This is a genomic window from Pseudomonas sp. YuFO20 (assembly GCF_035064975.1).
GTDB classification, from domain to species: Bacteria; Pseudomonadota; Gammaproteobacteria; order Pseudomonadales; family Pseudomonadaceae; genus Aquipseudomonas; species Aquipseudomonas putida_AE.
This window is the reverse complement of record NZ_JAXDEO010000007.1, coordinates 1-15,926: the sequence shown is the minus strand read 5'-3', so window position 1 is coordinate 15,926 and position 15,926 is coordinate 1. Positions and strand designations below refer to the sequence as shown.

The following is a 15,926-nucleotide window of genomic DNA, read 5'->3' as shown; positions in this document are numbered from 1 at the left end:
GCAACTCGGTCTCAGCGTTCGGGCGCTATCAACCGGCACAACTTGGCCGTAGCCTCAATCATCTGCCCACTCGGCCGCTCCAGGCCTTTATCCGTCACCAACCGCAATTGCCCCTGCCGCACCGCCGCCACCTGCGGCCACAGCTTCCACGCATCCAGCTGCGCCTGATCACCGGCCAGAATCACCTCGGGATCGCGCTGCAGGACCGCTTCGACACTGACCTGCGGCGCCGGCAGTGCCTGATCGCCGAACACGTTTCGCGCCCCGCACACTTCGAGCGCCGCGCTGATGATCTGGCCACCGCCAACGGTATAGAGCGGCCGGTCCCAGACCTGATAGAACACCCGCAACGGCTCTTCGCGCCTGTAGCGTTGACGCAGCTCAGCCAGCCGCTGACGCAAACCGCCAGCCAACGCAGCCCCACGCTCAGGCCGGCCAAGCTGCAAGGCAATCGCCTCGATCTGCGCGGTGAGCTGTTCGAAATCATGGGGTTCGGCGACGTAGGTGGGGATGCCCAAGCGCTTGAGTTGCTCACGCTGGGCCGGGCCGACACTGCCGGGCCAGAGCAGCAGCAAGTCGGGCTTGAGGCTGAGCAGCCGCTCCATGTCCAGTTGGCCGTAGCGGCCCACGGAGGGCAGATCCTTGAGTTCGGCGGGACGCTCGCCGGCATCCAGCACGCCAACCAGCAAGTCGGCCGAAGCCAGCTCAACGACAATTTCAGAGAGCGACGGCGCAAGGCTGACAACCCGTTCGACCGCGACTGCCGAGCCACTGGCGGCCAGCAGCAACACCGCCAGCCAGACAGGACGCATCAACCGAGCTGACGCGGAATACGGTAGAGGTAGAACAGCACGGCAGTCGACAGCGCCAGCAGCATCAGCGGCACCGCTTCGAGGCCGACGAACACCGCCAATGCACCGATCCACGCCGGCAGGCCTGCTGCCAGGAACGCCGTGCGCCGCTTGGCCGCCAGACTGATCCAGGCGCCAGGCTCTTCAGGGGTGTCGAGGGCTTTCTGAGTGGCGATCAGCGCATGTTTGTAGCCGCCAAAGAACTTCAGGCTGACAAACATCGAGGCGACACCAGCGATGAACAAGGGCATCGCCAGCACCGGCAGGATGGCCTCGCTCTGGCCGAACACGGCGTTGATCACGAACAGCGGCAACAAGGCCAACGCCAGGTATTGCCACCAGTTGACGGACAGTCGCCGCCGCACCTGGCCGCGGGTCACGCCCGGCCTACCTCGCCCTGATGTTCGTTGCCCATCATGTGGTCGAGTTTGCTGGCCTTGGTCGCCAGGTAGAGTTTGTTGTGCGGATTGTGCCCGGTGTGCAGCGGCACGCGCTCGGCGACCGCGATGCCCATGTCGGTCAAGGCTTTGACCTTGCGCGGGTTGTTGGTCATCAGGCGCAGGGATTTCACCCCCAGGTGCTCAAGCATCGGCAGGCACATGGCGTAGTCACGCTGGTCGGCGGCAAAGCCCAGACGCTCGTTGGCTTCAACGGTGTCGGCACCGCCGTCCTGCAGCTCATAGGCGCGGATCTTGTTCAGCAGGCCAATGCCACGGCCTTCCTGACGCAAGTACAGCAACACGCCCCGACCTTCACGGGCGATGGCCTGCAGCGCGGCCTCGAGTTGCGAGCCGCAGTCGCAACGCTGGCTGAACAGGGCATCGCCGGTCAGGCATTCGGAGTGCAACCGGCCGAGTACCGGGGCACCGTCGGCGATCTCACCCAGGCTCAGCACGACGTGCTCGCGGCCGGTGGCCTCATCGAGAAAGCCGTGCATGATGAATTGCGCAAAAGGCGTTGGCAGCTTGGAAGCGGCGACAAAAACGACAGGCACCGGTGTGCTCCTGATCTAAAAGTCTGAAGATTCGCAGGCCGGCATTGTAACAGCAGGTTCCAACCGACGCTTAGGCTGAATTATCGGCCATAACAATCAAAAAGTTTGATCTCTGTAGGAGCTGCCGCAGGCTGCGATCTTTTGATTTTAATAGATCGCAGCCTGCGGCAGCTCTTACAGGTTAGTTCTCATCGAACGGATAGGGTTGCTTCCAGCGCTCGAAGATCGGTTTGAGCTCACCGCTTTTCACCAACTGCGCCATGCGCTGGTCGAACAGTTCCATCAGGCTGCGGGCCGCCGGGGTCTTGGCAAAGCACAGGTACAACGGCAATTCGGCAATATGCGTGCGGCGGAACTGGGAAGGATCCTTCGCCCGACTGAGCACCCAATCGACTTCAGTTAGAGCATCTATGTAGAAGTCGGCGCGGTTCTGCGTCAGCATCGAAACGATGCCGGTACGCCGCAACACTTCGTTGTAGCGGCGGATATTGGGCAGATAATCCTGAAAATCGTAGCCACGCACCCACGCCAGGCGGTAATTACCCAGGGTTTGCGGGGTCGGTTGCGGGCTGCTGGCCAAGCCCAGGGCATAGATATGGTCGGTATCGAAGTTCCAGCGCGGATAAAGCACGTCGCTGGATTCTTCATGGTAGGAGCCGACACAGGCGTCGACCTCACCGCGCTCGGCCAGCCCCATCGAGCGCACATAGGGTTCGCTGCGGATGTCCAGCTTGACCCCCGCTGGCTCGAAGACTTTGCGCAACACGTCCCAGCCCAGGCCGTGGCCGTCGGCAGCGGTGTAGTCTTCCCAGTCTTCGCTGGCCAGATGAATCACCGATGGCGGGGTGGATGCCTCCTGCGCCTGGGCAAGTGCACCGAACACCATAAACACCATCGCTACCAACCAGCGTCGAGCCATCCCTAGTTCTCCCTAATTAATCCCTCAGGCGAAAATCCATACCAGCCCCTGCATCGCCAACCAGGCAAACACCCCGGCCAATACATCGTCGAGCATGATGCCGACGCCTCCATGCACATGCCGGTCAACCCAGTGAATCGGCCACGGCTTGAGGATATCGAAGAAGCGGAACACCAGGAACCCTGCCAACAGCCACTGCCAGCCTTCCGGCACCAGCCACAGGGTGATCCACATTCCGACCATCTCGTCCCAGACGATGCCTTCGTGGTCGTGTACCCGCAAATCATCGGCCACCTTGCCGCACAGCCAGAAGCCGAACAGCATGGTGATGCCCAGCATCAGCCAGTAACCCCAGTCGGGCAACATCTGCCATAACGGGATAAAGGGTAGCGCAACCAGCGATCCCCAGGTGCCTGGAGCCTTTGGCAAGGTGCCCGAGCCGAAACCGAACGCCAGGAAATGCCAGGGATTGCGCCAGACCGAGGGCGGTACGAATTCCGCCGGGACCTGTTTGGGATGATCTGTCACGGTGTCTCCCGAAAATGTTGATAGCCCCGGGTTTGCGGGGTGATGTCATGCCCATCGGTATCCAGCAGCGTCACGCCCTGCCCCGCCACGATCCGCCCGATCACATGGATCGGCCAGCCGTCGGCCACCAGTGGCGGCAACTCGACGGACGGTATGGTGAAGACCAATACGTAATCGTCTCCACCACTCAGGGCTGCGTCCTGCGCGCCCGGCTGGCCGAGGAAGGCCACCAGTGCTTTGGACAGCGGCAAGCGATCCCGTTCGATCAGCACCCCGACTTTCGAAGCCAGGGCAATGTGCCCGCAATCGGCGAGCAGACCGTCGGAGATATCCATGGCTGAAGTGGCCTTGCCGCGCAACGCCTGCCCCAGGCCAAGCTGCGGTTGCGGCGACCAGTAATGCGCCAGCAGCGGCTCGGCGATGGCGGCTTCAGCGTCGCGCTCGCCGAGCACCAGCGGCAAGGCGCCAGCGGCATTGCCCAGCTCACCGCCGACACACAGCAAGTCGCCAGGCCGCGCGCCGCTGCGGGTCAAGGCCAGGCCACCCGGCACCCGACCGAACACGGTCATGGTCAGGCTCAACGGCCCGCGGGTGGTGTCGCCGCCCACCAGCGCCACGCCGCAGCTCTGCGCCATGAGGTTCAAACCACGGGCGTAGGCCTGCAGCCAATCGGCGGTCACCGTCGGCAAGGTCAGGGCAAGGGTAAAGGCAACGGGGGTGGCGCCCATGGCGGCCAGGTCGCTGACCGCTACGGCCAGCGAGCGCTGACCGAGCAGAAACGGATCGCAGGGGTCGGCGAAATGCACACCGGCCACCAGCGTATCGGTAGAAATCGCCAACTGCTCCCCGGGAGGCACAGCCAGCAAGGCGCAGTCGTCGCCAATCCCCAGGGCAACGCCTTCGCCGCCCAGCGCACAAGGCGCGGCGGTGAAGAAATTGCGGATCAGCTCAAACTCACCCATCGCAGACTCAAGCGCAAATTAGCGCTTGAACGCCTTCACTTCAGCTTCACGCAGACGTGGGGCCAGCTTGTCGAGCACACCGTTGACGAACTTGTGCCCATCGGTGGAACCGAAGACCTTGGCCAGTTCGATACCCTCGTTGATCACAACGCGGTACGGCACGTCGACACGCTTGAGCAGCTCCCAGGTGGACAGGCGCAGAACCGCCAATTCAACCGGGTCCAGCTCTTCGATGGTCAAGTCCAGGCAAGGCGTGAGCGCCGTGTCGATTTCGGTCTTGAACTGCGGCACCCCGTGGAGGATCTCGCGGAAGTAGGCACCATCGACATCGGTGAAATCGTTATCGACCCGGAACTGCGCTTCGATCTCGTTCAGCGACTGCTTGGCCATGTGCCATTGGTACAGCGCCTGGGTCGCGAGCTGACGGGCTTCGCGACGCTTGACGCTTTTCGATGGCTTGCCAGCATCCGCAGGTTTTGGATCGCGCGGGTTGAAACGATCGCTTTCGTCGCTAATCACTTGGCCTCCAACTGCGCCAGCAGGCTGACCATTTCCAGAGCGGACAGGGCAGCTTCGGCACCTTTGTTACCGGCCTTGGTGCCGGAACGTTCAATGGCTTGCTCGATGGAATCAACGGTCAGCACGCCGAAAGCGACCGGAACGCCGAACTCCATGGACACCTGGGCCAGGCCCTTGGTGCACTCGCCAGCCACGTATTCGAAGTGCGGAGTACCGCCACGAATGACCGCGCCCAGTGCGATGATTGCCGCGAACTCGCCCTTCTGAGCGACTTTCTGCGCAACCAGCGGGATTTCGAAGGCGCCAGGAGCGCGGATGATGGTGATGTCGCTTTCGCTTACGCCATGGCGAACCAGGGCATCAACAGCACCGCTGACCAGGCTTTCAACGACGAAGCTGTTGAAACGGCCCACTACCAGAGCATAGCGGCCTTTAGGGGCGATGAAGGTACCTTCGATGGTCTTCAGGGTCATTCGTTAGATCTCTTAAAGAGCCGGGACGCGTCTCGTACGCATCCCTCAGTGATATTTGAACCGCGAATACAGGGCCGGATACGACCGTTCATTATTCGGAGGGCACGTATTCTACAACTTCCAGATCGAAACCGGATATCGCATTAAATTTCATCGGCGCCGACATCAGGCGCATTTTACGAACGCCCAGGTCGCGCAGGATCTGCGAACCGGCACCCACGGTGCTGTAGGTGGTCGGTTTTTTCACCGCCGCGTGGTCGGCAGTTTCGCGGATATGCGCCAGCAACACGTCGCCATCGAGCGGGTGGCCGAGCAACAGCACCACGCCACTGCCGGCCTCGGCAACGGCGGACATGGCGGCGCGCAGGCTCCAGCGGCCCGGTTGCTTGACCATCAGCAGGTCGCGCAGCGGGTCCATGTTGTGCACGCGCACCAGGGTCGGTTCTTCGGCACACACGTTGCCCAGGGTCAGGGCCATGTGCACGTCGCCTTCCACGGAATCACGATAGGTCACCAGGTTGAATTGGCCCAGTTCGCTGTCCAGAGGCTGCTCGGCAATCCGCTGAACGGTACGTTCGTGGATCATCCGGTAGTGAATCAGGTCGGCGATGGTGCCGATCTTGATGTTGTGCTCGGCGGCAAAGGCTTCCAGCTCGGCGCGACGGGACATGGTGCCGTCGTCGTTCATCACTTCGCAGATCACCCCGCTCGGCTCGAAACCGGCCATGCGCGCCAGGTCGCATGCGGCTTCGGTGTGGCCGGCGCGGGCCAGGGTGCCGCCGGCCTGGGCCATCAGCGGGAAGATGTGGCCTGGGCTAACGATGTCTTCAGCCTTGGCATCACGGGCGGCAGCCGCTTGCACGGTGCGCGCACGGTCGGCGGCGGAGATGCCGGTGGTGACGCCGGTGGCTGCTTCGATCGAGACGGTGAACTTGGTGCCGAAGCCGGAGCCGTTGCGCGGCGCCATCAGCGGCAGCTTGAGCAGCTCGCAGCGCTCGCGGCTCATCGGCATGCAGATCAGGCCACGGGCGTGCTTGGCCATGAAGTTGATGTGTTCGGCCTGGCAGCACTCGGCGGCCATGATCAGGTCGCCTTCGTTCTCGCGGTCTTCGTCATCCATGAGGATGACCATCTTGCCTTGGCGGATGTCTTCAACCAGTTCTTCGATGCTATTGAGCGCCACAAGGCACCCCCCTTCTTTCGAAATTTTGAGCTTCAGGATTTGAGGTAGCCGTTGGCGGCCAGAAAGCTTTCAGTGATGTTACTGGAGGTTGGCTCTGCGGCCTTGTCGCCCAACAGCAGGCGCTCCAGATAACGCGCCAGCAAATCCACTTCCAGATTCACCCGGCGACCTGGCTGGTACGACGCCATGATGGTTTCGCTCAGGGTGTGCGGAATGATGGTCAGCAGGAACTCGGCGCCATCGACCGCGTTCACGGTCAGGCTGGTGCCGTCGACGGTGATCGAGCCTTTATGGGCGATGTACTTGGCCAGGTCCTTCGGCGCGCGGATGCGGAATTCCACGGCCCGCGCGTTCTCGGTGCGGGCAACCACTTCGCCCACGCCGTCGACGTGACCGCTGACCAGGTGCCCGCCGAGGCGAGTGGTCGGGGTCAGGGCTTTTTCCAGATTGACCGGGCTGCCGCTTTTCAGGTCGTTCATGGCGGTGCAGTCGAGGGTTTCACGGCTGACGTCAGCCGCGAAGCCGTTGCCCGGCAGTTCAACCGCCGTCAGGCACACGCCGTTGACCGCGATGCTGTCGCCCAGCTTGACGTCGCTCAGGTCGAGCTTGCCGGTTTCGACGTGGACCCGCACATCTCCACCTTTAGGGGTCAATGCACGAATACTGCCGATGGATTCGATAATGCCGGTAAACATGGAGTCCTCCTCGAGAACAGGGCCAGCGCTATAACGATGGCCGGGAATTATACGCTGGCGACTGGCAAAGGAATGGCAGTGACCCGCCAGTCATCGCCAACCGCGCGAATTTCGGTGATTTTGAGCTCGGGCGCATCCTTCATTTGCGCGAGCGGCCAATCCAGCAACGGCCGCGCCGAAGAACCCAGGAACTTGCCGGCGATGAAAATCTGGAACTCGTCCACTAGACCGAGTTGGGCAAAGGCACCCGCCAGCCGTGGTCCGGCCTCGACCAACACTTCATTGACCTGACGGTTGGCGAGTTCGACCAGCAACTGACGAAGATCGACCTGCCCATCGTAACCCGGCACGATCAGGCACTCCGGGCCGTTGGCGTATTGTTCTTCCACTGCCACGCAGGTAGCGACCAGCGCGGGACCTGCCTTGAAGAATGGCGCATCCAGCGGCACCCGCAGGCGGCCATCGACCAACACACGCAGCGGCGGTCGGCTCATGGCCAGTGCGGCCTGTTCGGTGTCCAGACCGAGTTCATCGGCGCGCACGGTCAAACGGGCGTTGTCCGCCAGCACCGTATCGGCGCCGGTCAGCACCACGCTGGCCTGAGCACGCAAACGCTGAACCGCCGAGCGCGCTGCCGGGCCGGTAATCCACTGGCTTTCGCCGCTTTCCATTGCCGTGCGACCGTCGAGGCTCATGGCCAGCTTGACCCGCACAAACGGCAAGCCATGCTCCATGCGCTTAAGGAAGCCTTGATTGAGCTTGCGCGCCTCGCCTTCCAGCACGCCGCTTTCGGTGGCGATACCGGCCTGCTCCAGGCGCTGCAGACCACGACCGGCGACTTCCGGGTTCGGGTCCTGCATCGCCGCCACGACCCGCGCCACACCGGCGTTGACCAACGCATCGGCGCACGGTGGCGTGCGCCCGTGGTGACTGCAGGGTTCGAGGGTCACGTAAGCGGTCGCGCCCCGGGCCAGCTCACCGGCGGCGCGCAGGGCGTGGACTTCGGCGTGGGGTTCCCCGGCGCGCTCGTGCCAGCCTTCGCCGACGATCTGCCCGCCGCGCACGATCACGCAGCCGACTCGCGGGTTGGGGTGGGTCGTGTAATGACCTTTGCGCGCCAGTTCCAAAGCACGGGCCATGTAATGGGCGTCGAGGACGGCAAGCTCTGCTGACGTGGTCATTCTTTCACCGGTTCCCGGGCCAGGCGATCGATCTCTTCGCGGAACTCGTTGAGGTCCTGGAAGCGGCGATACACCGAAGCGAAGCGGATGTAGGCGACTTCGTCGAGCTTTTGCAGCTCGGCCATCACCAGCTCACCGACCACGAGGGACTTGACCTCGCGCTCGCCGGTGGCGCGCAGTTTGTGTTTGATGTGCACCAGCGACGACTCGAGGCGCTCGACACTCACCGGGCGCTTTTCCAGCGCCCGCTGCATGCCGGCGCGGAGTTTTTCTTCGTCGAACGGCTGGCGACTGCCGTCGGTTTTGATCAGGCGCGGCAACACCAGTTCAGCGGTTTCGAACGTCGTGAAACGTTCGCCGCAGGCCAGGCATTCACGCCGGCGGCGCACCTGTTCGCCCTCGGCGACCAGACGCGAGTCGATGACCTTGGTGTCGTTGGCACCGCAGAAGGGACAGTGCATGGTGGCAGGCAACAAAAAAAGGGAGGGCCATGGTAGCGCATCCGGGTGGCAAGACAAGCCATAGGGTTTGCGGTATACAGATTGGCTATATATGGATTACGTGTTGCCGGAGCCGCAAATGTCCCTGAGACCACTCGTTTTGCTCAGTTTTTTCAGCCTGTTGGTCGCCTGCAGCAGCGATGCACCCCAGCCGCAGCCGCCAACGCCAGGCCCTGCACCGGAACAGGCGCAGAAGAAAGCCCGGGAATCGGCGAACCTCGGCCCGCTGCCGGCCTATCAGCGCGAACTGAGCGGTACGCTGCAAGGTGTGCCGACAGGTGCTGAAGTGGAACTGGCGCTGCTGGTGATCGACGACAAAGACCGTCCACAGCAATTGCTCGCCAGTTCGAGCCTGATCGGCAACAACCAGGTGCTGCCGTTTCACCTGCGCTTCAACCCGGATTCGTTCCCGGCCGGTGCCCGTGTAGAACTGCGTGGCCGCGCCAGCCAGTCCGGCCAGTTGATCCTGCATCTGCCGTCACAGCGGATTAGCCAGCCGACCACCCAGGCCCTGGGCCAGCTGCAATTCGTCAAAGCCCCATGAGTGCACCGCACGACCTGCAACAGGCCTTGGGGGAACTGCTGGGTGATGCGCGACTGGTTGCCTGTGAATTACCGGGGACCGACCTGAAGTTATGGCTGATCGATGGCGACAACATGGATCGCGCGTTCAGCCCGGAAGAAACCCGGCGGATTCTGCACGAACCGCCGTACTGGAGCTTCTGCTGGGCCAGTGGCCTGGCGGTGGCGCGTTACCTCGCCGACTTCCCTGAGTGGGTCAAGGGCAAGCGCGTGCTGGATTTCGGCGCAGGCTCCGGCGTGGCCGGGATTGCCGCGGTGAAGGCCGGGGCGCTGGAAGTGGTGGCTTGCGACCTGGATCCGCTGGCGATTGCCGCCTGTCGGGCGAATGCCGAGCTCAATGACGTACAGCTCGTTTACTCGACGGATTTTTTCGCCGAGGCCGATCGTTTCGATCTGATTCTGGTCGCGGATGTGCTGTACGACCGGGCGAACCTGCCACTGCTCGATGAGTTCCTGAGTCGTGGCAAGGAGGCTCTGGTGGCGGATTCGCGCGTTCGGGATTTTCGTCATCCGTTGTATCAACGCATTGAAATGCTTGAAGCGATGACCTTGCCGGACCTGGCCGAGCCGGAAGAGTTTCGGCATGTGAGCCTCTACCACGCTCGGCGCGGCTGAAGCCGCTAAAAGATCGCAGCCTTCGGCAGCTCCTACACGGGGATGCGGTTTAACCTGTAGGAGCTGCCGAAGGCTGCGATCTTTTGCGCCACGCCTTATAGTTCACCTATTCACGCTTTTACGAGATTGCCCATGAGTCAGCAAACGCCGTACATCTTCGACGCCACGACTGCCGATTTCGACCAGTCGGTGATCGAGAACTCCTTCCACAAACCGGTGCTGGTGGATTTCTGGGCCGAATGGTGTGCGCCCTGCAAGGTGCTGATGCCGATGCTGCAGACCATCGCCGAGAGCTATCAGGGCGAGCTGCTGCTGGCCAAGGTCAACTGTGACCTCGAACAGGACATCGTCGCCCGTTTCGGTATTCGCAGCCTGCCGACCGTGGTGCTGTTCAAGGATGGCCAGCCGGTCGATGGTTTTGCCGGTGCCCAGCCGGAGTCGGCCGTGCGCGCGCTGCTCGAGCCCCATGTGCAAATGCCGCCACCGGCCGCCGCCGATCCGTTCGAACAGGCCCAGGCCTTGTTCGACGACAGCCGTTTCGCCGATGCAGAGGCCCTGCTCAAAGTGCTGCTGGGCGAAGACAACACCAACGCCAAGGCGCTGATTCTCTACGCCCGCTGCCTCACCGAGCGCGGTGAGCTGGGCGAAGCGCAAGCCGTGCTCGACGCGGTCAAGAGCGATGAGCACAAGGCCGCCCTGGCCGGCGCCAAGGCGCAGATCAAGTTCCTCGGCCAGGCCAAGGACTTGCCGGATGCCGCCGACTTGAAGGCTCGCCTGGCGAAAAACCCGCAGGACGATGAAGCGGTCTATCAGCTGGCCGTTCAACAACTGGCCCGCCAGCAATACGACGCGGCGCTGGATGGACTGCTCAAGCTGTTCATTCGCAATCGCAGCTACAGCGAGGGTCTGCCGCACAAGACCTTGCTGCAGGTGTTCGAATTGTTGGGTAATGACCATCCGCTGGTCACCACGTACCGTCGCAAGTTGTTTGCCGCGCTTTATTAAGATCAAAAGATCGCAGCCTCGCTTCGCTCGACAGCTCCTACAGGGGATATGCGTTGCCCTTGTAGGAGCTGCCGCAGGCTGCGATCTTTTGCGGTTTATTCGATCCAGTGGAAAATCGGCGTATCCGCGCCACTCTGCACCTTCACGTCCGGGCTATGCCGCAAGCGCACCAACAGGCGCTTGCCCGCCGCCGCACTGCCGGTCAGCCCTTCCAGTTGATCGAGTAATTGCGGCCCGCTCAATTGCCCGGCCTTGCGCAGCAGATCTTTGGCGACCTGCCACAGCGCATCGTCCTGATTCAGCGGTTTCGCCACTGGCGCAGCACTGACCTCGGTTTTTTCCACTTTCAACTGCGCACCCAGCCTTGCCCAGTCGGCGTCATCCATCTCCAGCGTCAAATCCACCGGCCAGTCGCCGATGCTTCCGCGAATTCGCAACATGAGTCAGCTCCCGAACATTTCTTCGCACCCATGCTCCCACGGGGCTTGTGCAACGCCAAGCAGGCAGACACACTCTGCGCATCATGTTATAAGATCACATAACATTTCTTTCATCTTGTCTTTCGGAGACTCGCCATGCGTCACCTGCTTCTCGCTCTGCCGTTTGCCTTGTTGCCGCTGGCTGGCGTTCACGCCGCTGACGAACATGATCACGACCATGAGCACGGCAGCCTTGGCGCCCATGAGCACGGTGTCGGGCGCCTGAACGCGGCACTGGATGGCCTGACCCTGGAGCTGGAGCTGGACAGTCCGGCGATGAACCTGGTGGGCTTTGAGCACGTCGCCGCAACCGATGCCGACAAAGCCAAGGTCGCTGCGACCCGCGCTCGCCTTGAGCAACCGCTGGCGCTGTTCAGCCTGCCGAAAGCCGCCGGTTGCGTGGTGGAAAACCAGGAGCTGGAAAGCCCGTTGTTTGGCGACACGCCAGAGGCCGACGATGAACACCACCATGACCACAGTGAAATCCACGCCCGCTACCAATTCACCTGCGCCACGCCGGGCGCGCTGAAGACCCTGGATCTGGCGAATATCTTCAACAGCTTCCCGGCGACCCGGAAAATTCAGGTACAACTGATCGGCCCGAGCGGGCAGCAAGGGGTTGAAGTGACGGCCAAGGCTGCCTCCCTCAAGTTCTGATCCACCGCACAACCAATGTGGGAGCGGGCTTGCTCGCGAAGGCAGTGTGTCATGCAACATAGATGTCGACTGACACTCCCCCTTCGCGAGCAAGCCCGCTCCCACAGGATAATCAACACCCATGAAATCAGCGCCATGACCCAAGCACTCATCGAATTGTCCGACCTGAGCTTCAGCTGGCCCGGTCACCCGCCGCTGCTGGATATCCCGGCGTTTCGCCTTTCGCCTGGGGAAACCCTGTTCCTCAAGGGCCCCAGCGGTAGCGGCAAGACCACCCTGCTGGGCCTGCTTGGCGGCGTGCAGAAGCCCGATCGTGGCAGCATCCGCCTGCTTGGCCAGGAGCTAACGGAACTGTCGGCCGGCGCCCGCGATCACTTTCGTGTCGATCACACTGGCTACATCTTCCAGCAGTTCAATCTGCTGCCGTTTCTGTCGGTGCGCGAGAACGTCGAACTGCCCTGCCACTTCTCGAAACTGCGCGCCGAGCGGGCGAAGCAGCGCCACGGCAGCATCGACCAGGCCGCCGCCACCCTGCTCGCCCATCTGGGTTTGAAGGATGACAACATCCTCGCGCGCCGCGCCGACTCCCTGTCCATCGGCCAGCAACAACGGGTGGCCGCCGCGCGCGCGCTGATCGGTCAGCCGGAACTGGTGATCGCCGACGAGCCGACCTCGGCCCTCGACTACGACGCCCGGGAGAACTTCATTCGCCTGCTGTTCGCCGAATGCCGCGAGGCCGGCTCGAGCCTGTTGTTCGTCAGCCATGACCAGAGCCTGGCGCCGCTGTTCGATCGCAACCTGTCGCTGGCCGAACTCAATCGCGCCGCCACCCCGTCCGAGGTCTGAGATGTATCTGTTCCGTCTAGCCATGGCCAGCCTGGCTAACCGCCGTTTCACCGCGATCCTCACCGCGTTCGCCATCGCCCTGTCGGTGTGCCTGCTGCTGGCCGTGGAACGGGTGCGCACCGAGGCCAAGGCCAGTTTCGCCAGCACCATCAGCGGCACCGACCTGATCGTCGGCGCGCGCTCCGGCTCGGTCAACCTGCTGCTGTACTCGGTATTCCGCATCGGCAACGCCACCAACAACATCCGCTGGGACAGCTTCGAACACTTCGCCAGCAACCCGAAAGTGAAGTGGGCCATTCCGATGTCCCTTGGCGATTCCCATCGCGGCTATCGCGTGATGGGCACCACCGGGGCGTACTTCGAACACTACCAGTACGGCCGCCAGCAACACCTGGAACTGGCCGAGGGCCGTGCTTTCGCCAGCGACCCGTTCGAAGTGGTGCTCGGTGCTGAAGTCGCGGACGCGCTGCACTACAAACTCGGCGACAAGCTGGTGCTGGCCCACGGCGTGGCCGTGATCAGCCTGGTCAAGCACGACGACAAGCCCTTCACCGTGGTCGGCATTCTCAAGCGCACCGGCACCCCGGTGGACCGCACGCTGCACATCAGCCTCGGTGGCATGGAAGCCATTCACGTTGATTGGCACAACGGCGTGCCGGCCCGGGGCAACGGGCGGGTCAGCGCCGATCAGGCGCGCAATATGGACCTGACACCCCAGGCGATCACCGCGTTCATGCTCGGCCTCAACAGCAAGATCTCGACCTTCGCCCTGCAGCGCGAGATCAACGAATTCCGTGGCGAACCGATGCTGGCGATCCTGCCGGGCGTTGCGCTGCAAGAATTGTGGAGCTTGATGAGCACGGCGGAAAAGGCCCTGTTCGTGGTGTCACTGTTCGTCGTGCTGACCGGCTTGATCGGCATGCTCACGGCGATTCTCACCAGCCTCAACGAACGTCGGCGGGAGATGGCGATCCTGCGATCGGTGGGCGCGCGGCCCTGGCACGTCGCGACGCTACTGGTACTGGAGGCGTTTGCCCTGGCGCTGGCCGGTGTGGTGGCCGGCGTGGCATTGCTCTACGTCTGTATCGCAGCAGCCCAGGGTTACGTGCAAGCCAATTACGGCCTGTTTCTGCCGCTGGCGTGGCCGAGCGAATATGAATGGACGCTACTCGGTGGCATCCTGATCGCTGCGTTGCTGATGGGCAGCGTGCCAGCCTGGCGCGCCTATCGCCAATCCCTGGCCGATGGCCTGTCGATCCGTTTATGAGGACGTTGAAATGCCCCGCGCTGTCTTTGCGCTGTTGATGCTGGTCGCCCTGCCGTTGTGGGCGGCCGAGCCGAAAGAGCTGACCTGGTCGGAAATGATCCCGCCGGATGCGGCACCGGAAGTGCCGAACATGACGCCGCTGCACGACCTGTCGAAGCTCAGCGATGCACTGGCCGCCGAATCGGCGCCGGCAGCGAAACAGGACATGCCCAACGCCCCGGTGGTCAAGGCCCTCGACGGTCAGAACATTCGTTTGCCGGGCTACATCGTGCCGCTGGAAGTGAGTGAAGAAGGTCGTACCACGGACTTTCTGCTGGTGCCGTATTTCGGCGCCTGCATCCACGTACCGCCCCCGCCGTCGAACCAGATCGTGCACGTCAAAAGTGAAGTCGGCGTGAAGCTCGACGAGCTGTATCAGCCTTACTGGATCGAGGGGCCGATGCAGGTCAAGCCGTCCACCAGTGAGCTGGCGGACGCCGGGTACCAGATGGAGGCGGACAAGATCTACCTGTATGAATTACCGGAGTGAATCCGGGAGTTAGTCGGCGCCTGCAAAATTGTCTTCGCGAGCAAGCCCGCTCCCACACTGGATCTGTGCATAGACACAATTCCATTGTGGGAGCGGGCTTGCTCGCGAAGGGGCCATCGAAAACACCACAAAAACCAAACCCATCACGATTTCATTGAGCTGCATCAAAAGACCAGATCGTTAGCCGCCTTACCATTGGACATCGAAGATTTTTAACGTCCTCTGGAGCCCCCCATGAACAAGTCCTTGCTCGGTGCCTCGCTGGTAGCGCTGGCGCTTGCAGCCCCGTTCGCCCACGCCCACGAAGCCGGTGACATCATCCTTCGTGCCGGTGCGATTACCGTCAACCCGGAGGCCGACAGTTCCTCAGTCAAGGTCGATCAGGGTCCGCTGAGCGGCGCCGACCTGGGTGGCAAGGCGACCATGAGCAGCGACACGCAACTGGGTCTGAACGTTGCCTACATGATCACCAACAACTGGGGGATCGAGTTGCTCGCGGCCACGCCGTTCGAGCACGACGTCAAGCTCAAGGGCACCGCCCTGGGTGCGGCCAACGGCAAACTCGGTACGCTGAAACACCTGCCACCGACCCTCAGCATCGTGTACTACCCGCTGGATGCCAAATCCGACTTCCAGCCGTACCTCGGCGCCGGTATCAATTACACCTGGATCTACGACGAGCATGTCGGCAGCGAAGCCCAGGCCAACGGCTTCAGCAACTTCAAGGCAGAAAACTCCTGGGGCATGGCGTTCCAGGTCGGTGCCGACTACATGCTGACCGACAACGTGATGATCAACGCCCAGGTGCGTTACATTGACATCGATACCCGCGCGACCGTGGAAAACGACGCCGTGGCACCGGGCACCCGGGCACGGGTGAACGTGGATGTCGATCCGTTCATCTACATGGTCGGTCTGGGTTACAAGTTCTAAGTATTCACGTGGTGGTGGATTGGTCGCTCCCTTGTCCTATGGACGGGAACGATCAGTAACAAAAAAAGGCGCCTCTACAGGCTAATGCCAGTCAGTTAAGCTGACTGGCATTTTTATTTCTGATCGGATACTTCGGCGATTTGAGCCGGATGGCTCGGGGATAAATACGCTCCTCTCGCCGATGAGGCAGGACATAGTGCGGCGCTGA

At 62.3% G+C, this 15,926-nt stretch carries 21 protein-coding genes; 8 read left to right on the top strand and 13 right to left on the bottom strand.

Features of this window, described 5'->3' with window-relative positions; genetic code table 11:
- Positions 1 to 11 precede the first annotated feature (11 nt).
- The 12 genes from SOP85_RS05730 to nrdR all read right to left on the bottom strand — a co-directional run bounded on the left by SOP85_RS05730 (position 12) and on the right by nrdR (position 8,766).
- On the bottom strand, positions 12 to 812 hold the full coding sequence (locus SOP85_RS05730; protein WP_323626366.1) for a cobalamin-binding protein: 801 nt from the start codon (positions 810 to 812) through the stop codon (positions 12 to 14).
- Entirely contained in the window at positions 812 to 1,231 is a 420-nt protein-coding gene (locus SOP85_RS05725; protein WP_323607775.1) for an MFS transporter, read from the bottom strand. Before SOP85_RS05725 ends, SOP85_RS05730 begins: the two co-directional genes overlap by 1 nt.
- On the bottom strand, positions 1,228 to 1,845 hold the full coding sequence (gene ribA, locus SOP85_RS05720; protein ID WP_180204442.1) for a GTP cyclohydrolase II: 618 nt from the start codon (positions 1,843 to 1,845) through the stop codon (positions 1,228 to 1,230). The genes SOP85_RS05725 and ribA overlap by 4 nt, the downstream gene beginning before the upstream one ends.
- Before the next feature lie 181 nt (positions 1,846 to 2,026).
- Positions 2,027 to 2,764, bottom strand: a complete 738-nt coding sequence (locus tag SOP85_RS05715) for a substrate-binding periplasmic protein (RefSeq protein ID WP_274074415.1) — start codon at positions 2,762 to 2,764, stop codon at positions 2,027 to 2,029.
- Between the two features lie 24 nt (positions 2,765 to 2,788).
- Positions 2,789 to 3,292 carry a phosphatidylglycerophosphatase A family protein gene (locus SOP85_RS05710; RefSeq protein WP_046815881.1) on the bottom strand — a complete coding sequence of 168 codons (504 nt, stop codon included), beginning with the start codon at positions 3,290 to 3,292 and terminating at the stop codon, positions 2,789 to 2,791.
- A complete protein-coding gene (gene thiL / locus SOP85_RS05705) occupies positions 3,289 to 4,254 on the bottom strand; it encodes a thiamine-phosphate kinase (RefSeq protein WP_323626365.1) in 966 nt (321 codons plus the stop codon). Before thiL ends, SOP85_RS05710 begins: the two co-directional genes overlap by 4 nt.
- 18 nt (positions 4,255 to 4,272) lie before the next feature.
- Positions 4,273 to 4,773 (bottom strand): transcription antitermination factor NusB, encoded by a 501-nt coding sequence (gene nusB, locus SOP85_RS05700; protein WP_008053839.1) that lies wholly within the window; start codon positions 4,771 to 4,773, stop codon positions 4,273 to 4,275.
- Positions 4,770 to 5,246: a 6,7-dimethyl-8-ribityllumazine synthase gene (gene ribH, locus SOP85_RS05695; RefSeq protein WP_003228649.1), complete on the bottom strand. Its 477-nt coding sequence runs from the start codon at positions 5,244 to 5,246 to the stop codon at positions 4,770 to 4,772. Before ribH ends, nusB begins: the two co-directional genes overlap by 4 nt.
- 91 nt (positions 5,247 to 5,337) lie before the next feature.
- Positions 5,338 to 6,429, bottom strand: coding sequence for a bifunctional 3,4-dihydroxy-2-butanone-4-phosphate synthase/GTP cyclohydrolase II (gene ribBA / locus SOP85_RS05690; protein WP_274074413.1), 1,092 nt, complete (start codon positions 6,427 to 6,429; stop codon positions 5,338 to 5,340).
- A gap of 32 nt (positions 6,430 to 6,461) precedes the next feature.
- Positions 6,462 to 7,124 carry a riboflavin synthase gene (locus tag SOP85_RS05685; protein ID WP_007906836.1) on the bottom strand — a complete coding sequence of 221 codons (663 nt, stop codon included), beginning with the start codon at positions 7,122 to 7,124 and terminating at the stop codon, positions 6,462 to 6,464.
- Between the two features lie 47 nt (positions 7,125 to 7,171).
- The gene (ribD, locus tag SOP85_RS05680; protein ID WP_323607772.1) at positions 7,172 to 8,305 is read right to left on the bottom strand and encodes a bifunctional diaminohydroxyphosphoribosylaminopyrimidine deaminase/5-amino-6-(5-phosphoribosylamino)uracil reductase RibD; all 1,134 of its coding nucleotides are present in this window, start codon (positions 8,303 to 8,305) and stop codon (positions 7,172 to 7,174) included.
- Positions 8,302 to 8,766: a transcriptional regulator NrdR gene (gene nrdR, locus SOP85_RS05675; protein ID WP_003228656.1), complete on the bottom strand. Its 465-nt coding sequence runs from the start codon at positions 8,764 to 8,766 to the stop codon at positions 8,302 to 8,304. Before nrdR ends, ribD begins: the two co-directional genes overlap by 4 nt.
- 118 nt (positions 8,767 to 8,884) lie before the next feature.
- Between nrdR and SOP85_RS05670 the strand changes: the two genes are divergently transcribed.
- The 3 genes from SOP85_RS05670 to trxA all read left to right on the top strand — a co-directional run bounded on the left by SOP85_RS05670 (position 8,885) and on the right by trxA (position 11,007).
- A complete protein-coding gene (locus tag SOP85_RS05670) occupies positions 8,885 to 9,349 on the top strand; it encodes a YbaY family lipoprotein (RefSeq protein WP_274074411.1) in 465 nt (154 codons plus the stop codon).
- Positions 9,346 to 10,002 carry a class I SAM-dependent methyltransferase gene (locus SOP85_RS05665; protein ID WP_274074410.1) on the top strand — a complete coding sequence of 219 codons (657 nt, stop codon included), beginning with the start codon at positions 9,346 to 9,348 and terminating at the stop codon, positions 10,000 to 10,002. The genes SOP85_RS05670 and SOP85_RS05665 overlap by 4 nt, the downstream gene beginning before the upstream one ends.
- Before the next feature lie 132 nt (positions 10,003 to 10,134).
- Complete coding sequence (gene trxA, locus SOP85_RS05660; protein ID WP_008065763.1) at positions 10,135 to 11,007, top strand: thioredoxin; 873 nt, start codon at positions 10,135 to 10,137, stop codon at positions 11,005 to 11,007.
- Between the two features lie 95 nt (positions 11,008 to 11,102).
- On the opposite strand, the gene SOP85_RS05655 is transcribed toward trxA, so the two are convergent.
- Positions 11,103 to 11,447: a hypothetical protein gene (locus SOP85_RS05655; RefSeq protein WP_274074409.1), complete on the bottom strand. Its 345-nt coding sequence runs from the start codon at positions 11,445 to 11,447 to the stop codon at positions 11,103 to 11,105.
- 135 nt (positions 11,448 to 11,582) lie between these two features.
- Between SOP85_RS05655 and SOP85_RS05650 the strand changes: the two genes are divergently transcribed.
- From SOP85_RS05650 to SOP85_RS05630, 5 genes are all read left to right on the top strand, one after another.
- A complete protein-coding gene (locus SOP85_RS05650; RefSeq protein ID WP_274074408.1) occupies positions 11,583 to 12,143 on the top strand; it encodes a DUF2796 domain-containing protein in 561 nt (186 codons plus the stop codon).
- Between the two features lie 135 nt (positions 12,144 to 12,278).
- Entirely contained in the window at positions 12,279 to 12,989 is a 711-nt protein-coding gene (locus SOP85_RS05645; protein WP_323607768.1) for an ABC transporter ATP-binding protein, read from the top strand.
- A 1-nt stretch (position 12,990) separates the two neighbouring features.
- Positions 12,991 to 14,256 carry an ABC transporter permease gene (locus SOP85_RS05640; protein WP_323626361.1) on the top strand — a complete coding sequence of 422 codons (1,266 nt, stop codon included), beginning with the start codon at positions 12,991 to 12,993 and terminating at the stop codon, positions 14,254 to 14,256.
- 10 nt (positions 14,257 to 14,266) lie between these two features.
- Positions 14,267 to 14,785, top strand: coding sequence for a DUF3299 domain-containing protein (locus SOP85_RS05635; protein ID WP_323626359.1), 519 nt, complete (start codon positions 14,267 to 14,269; stop codon positions 14,783 to 14,785).
- A gap of 234 nt (positions 14,786 to 15,019) precedes the next feature.
- Positions 15,020 to 15,718 carry an OmpW/AlkL family protein gene (locus tag SOP85_RS05630; protein ID WP_274074404.1) on the top strand — a complete coding sequence of 233 codons (699 nt, stop codon included), beginning with the start codon at positions 15,020 to 15,022 and terminating at the stop codon, positions 15,716 to 15,718.
- The last annotated feature ends 208 nt before the right edge of the window (positions 15,719 to 15,926 follow it).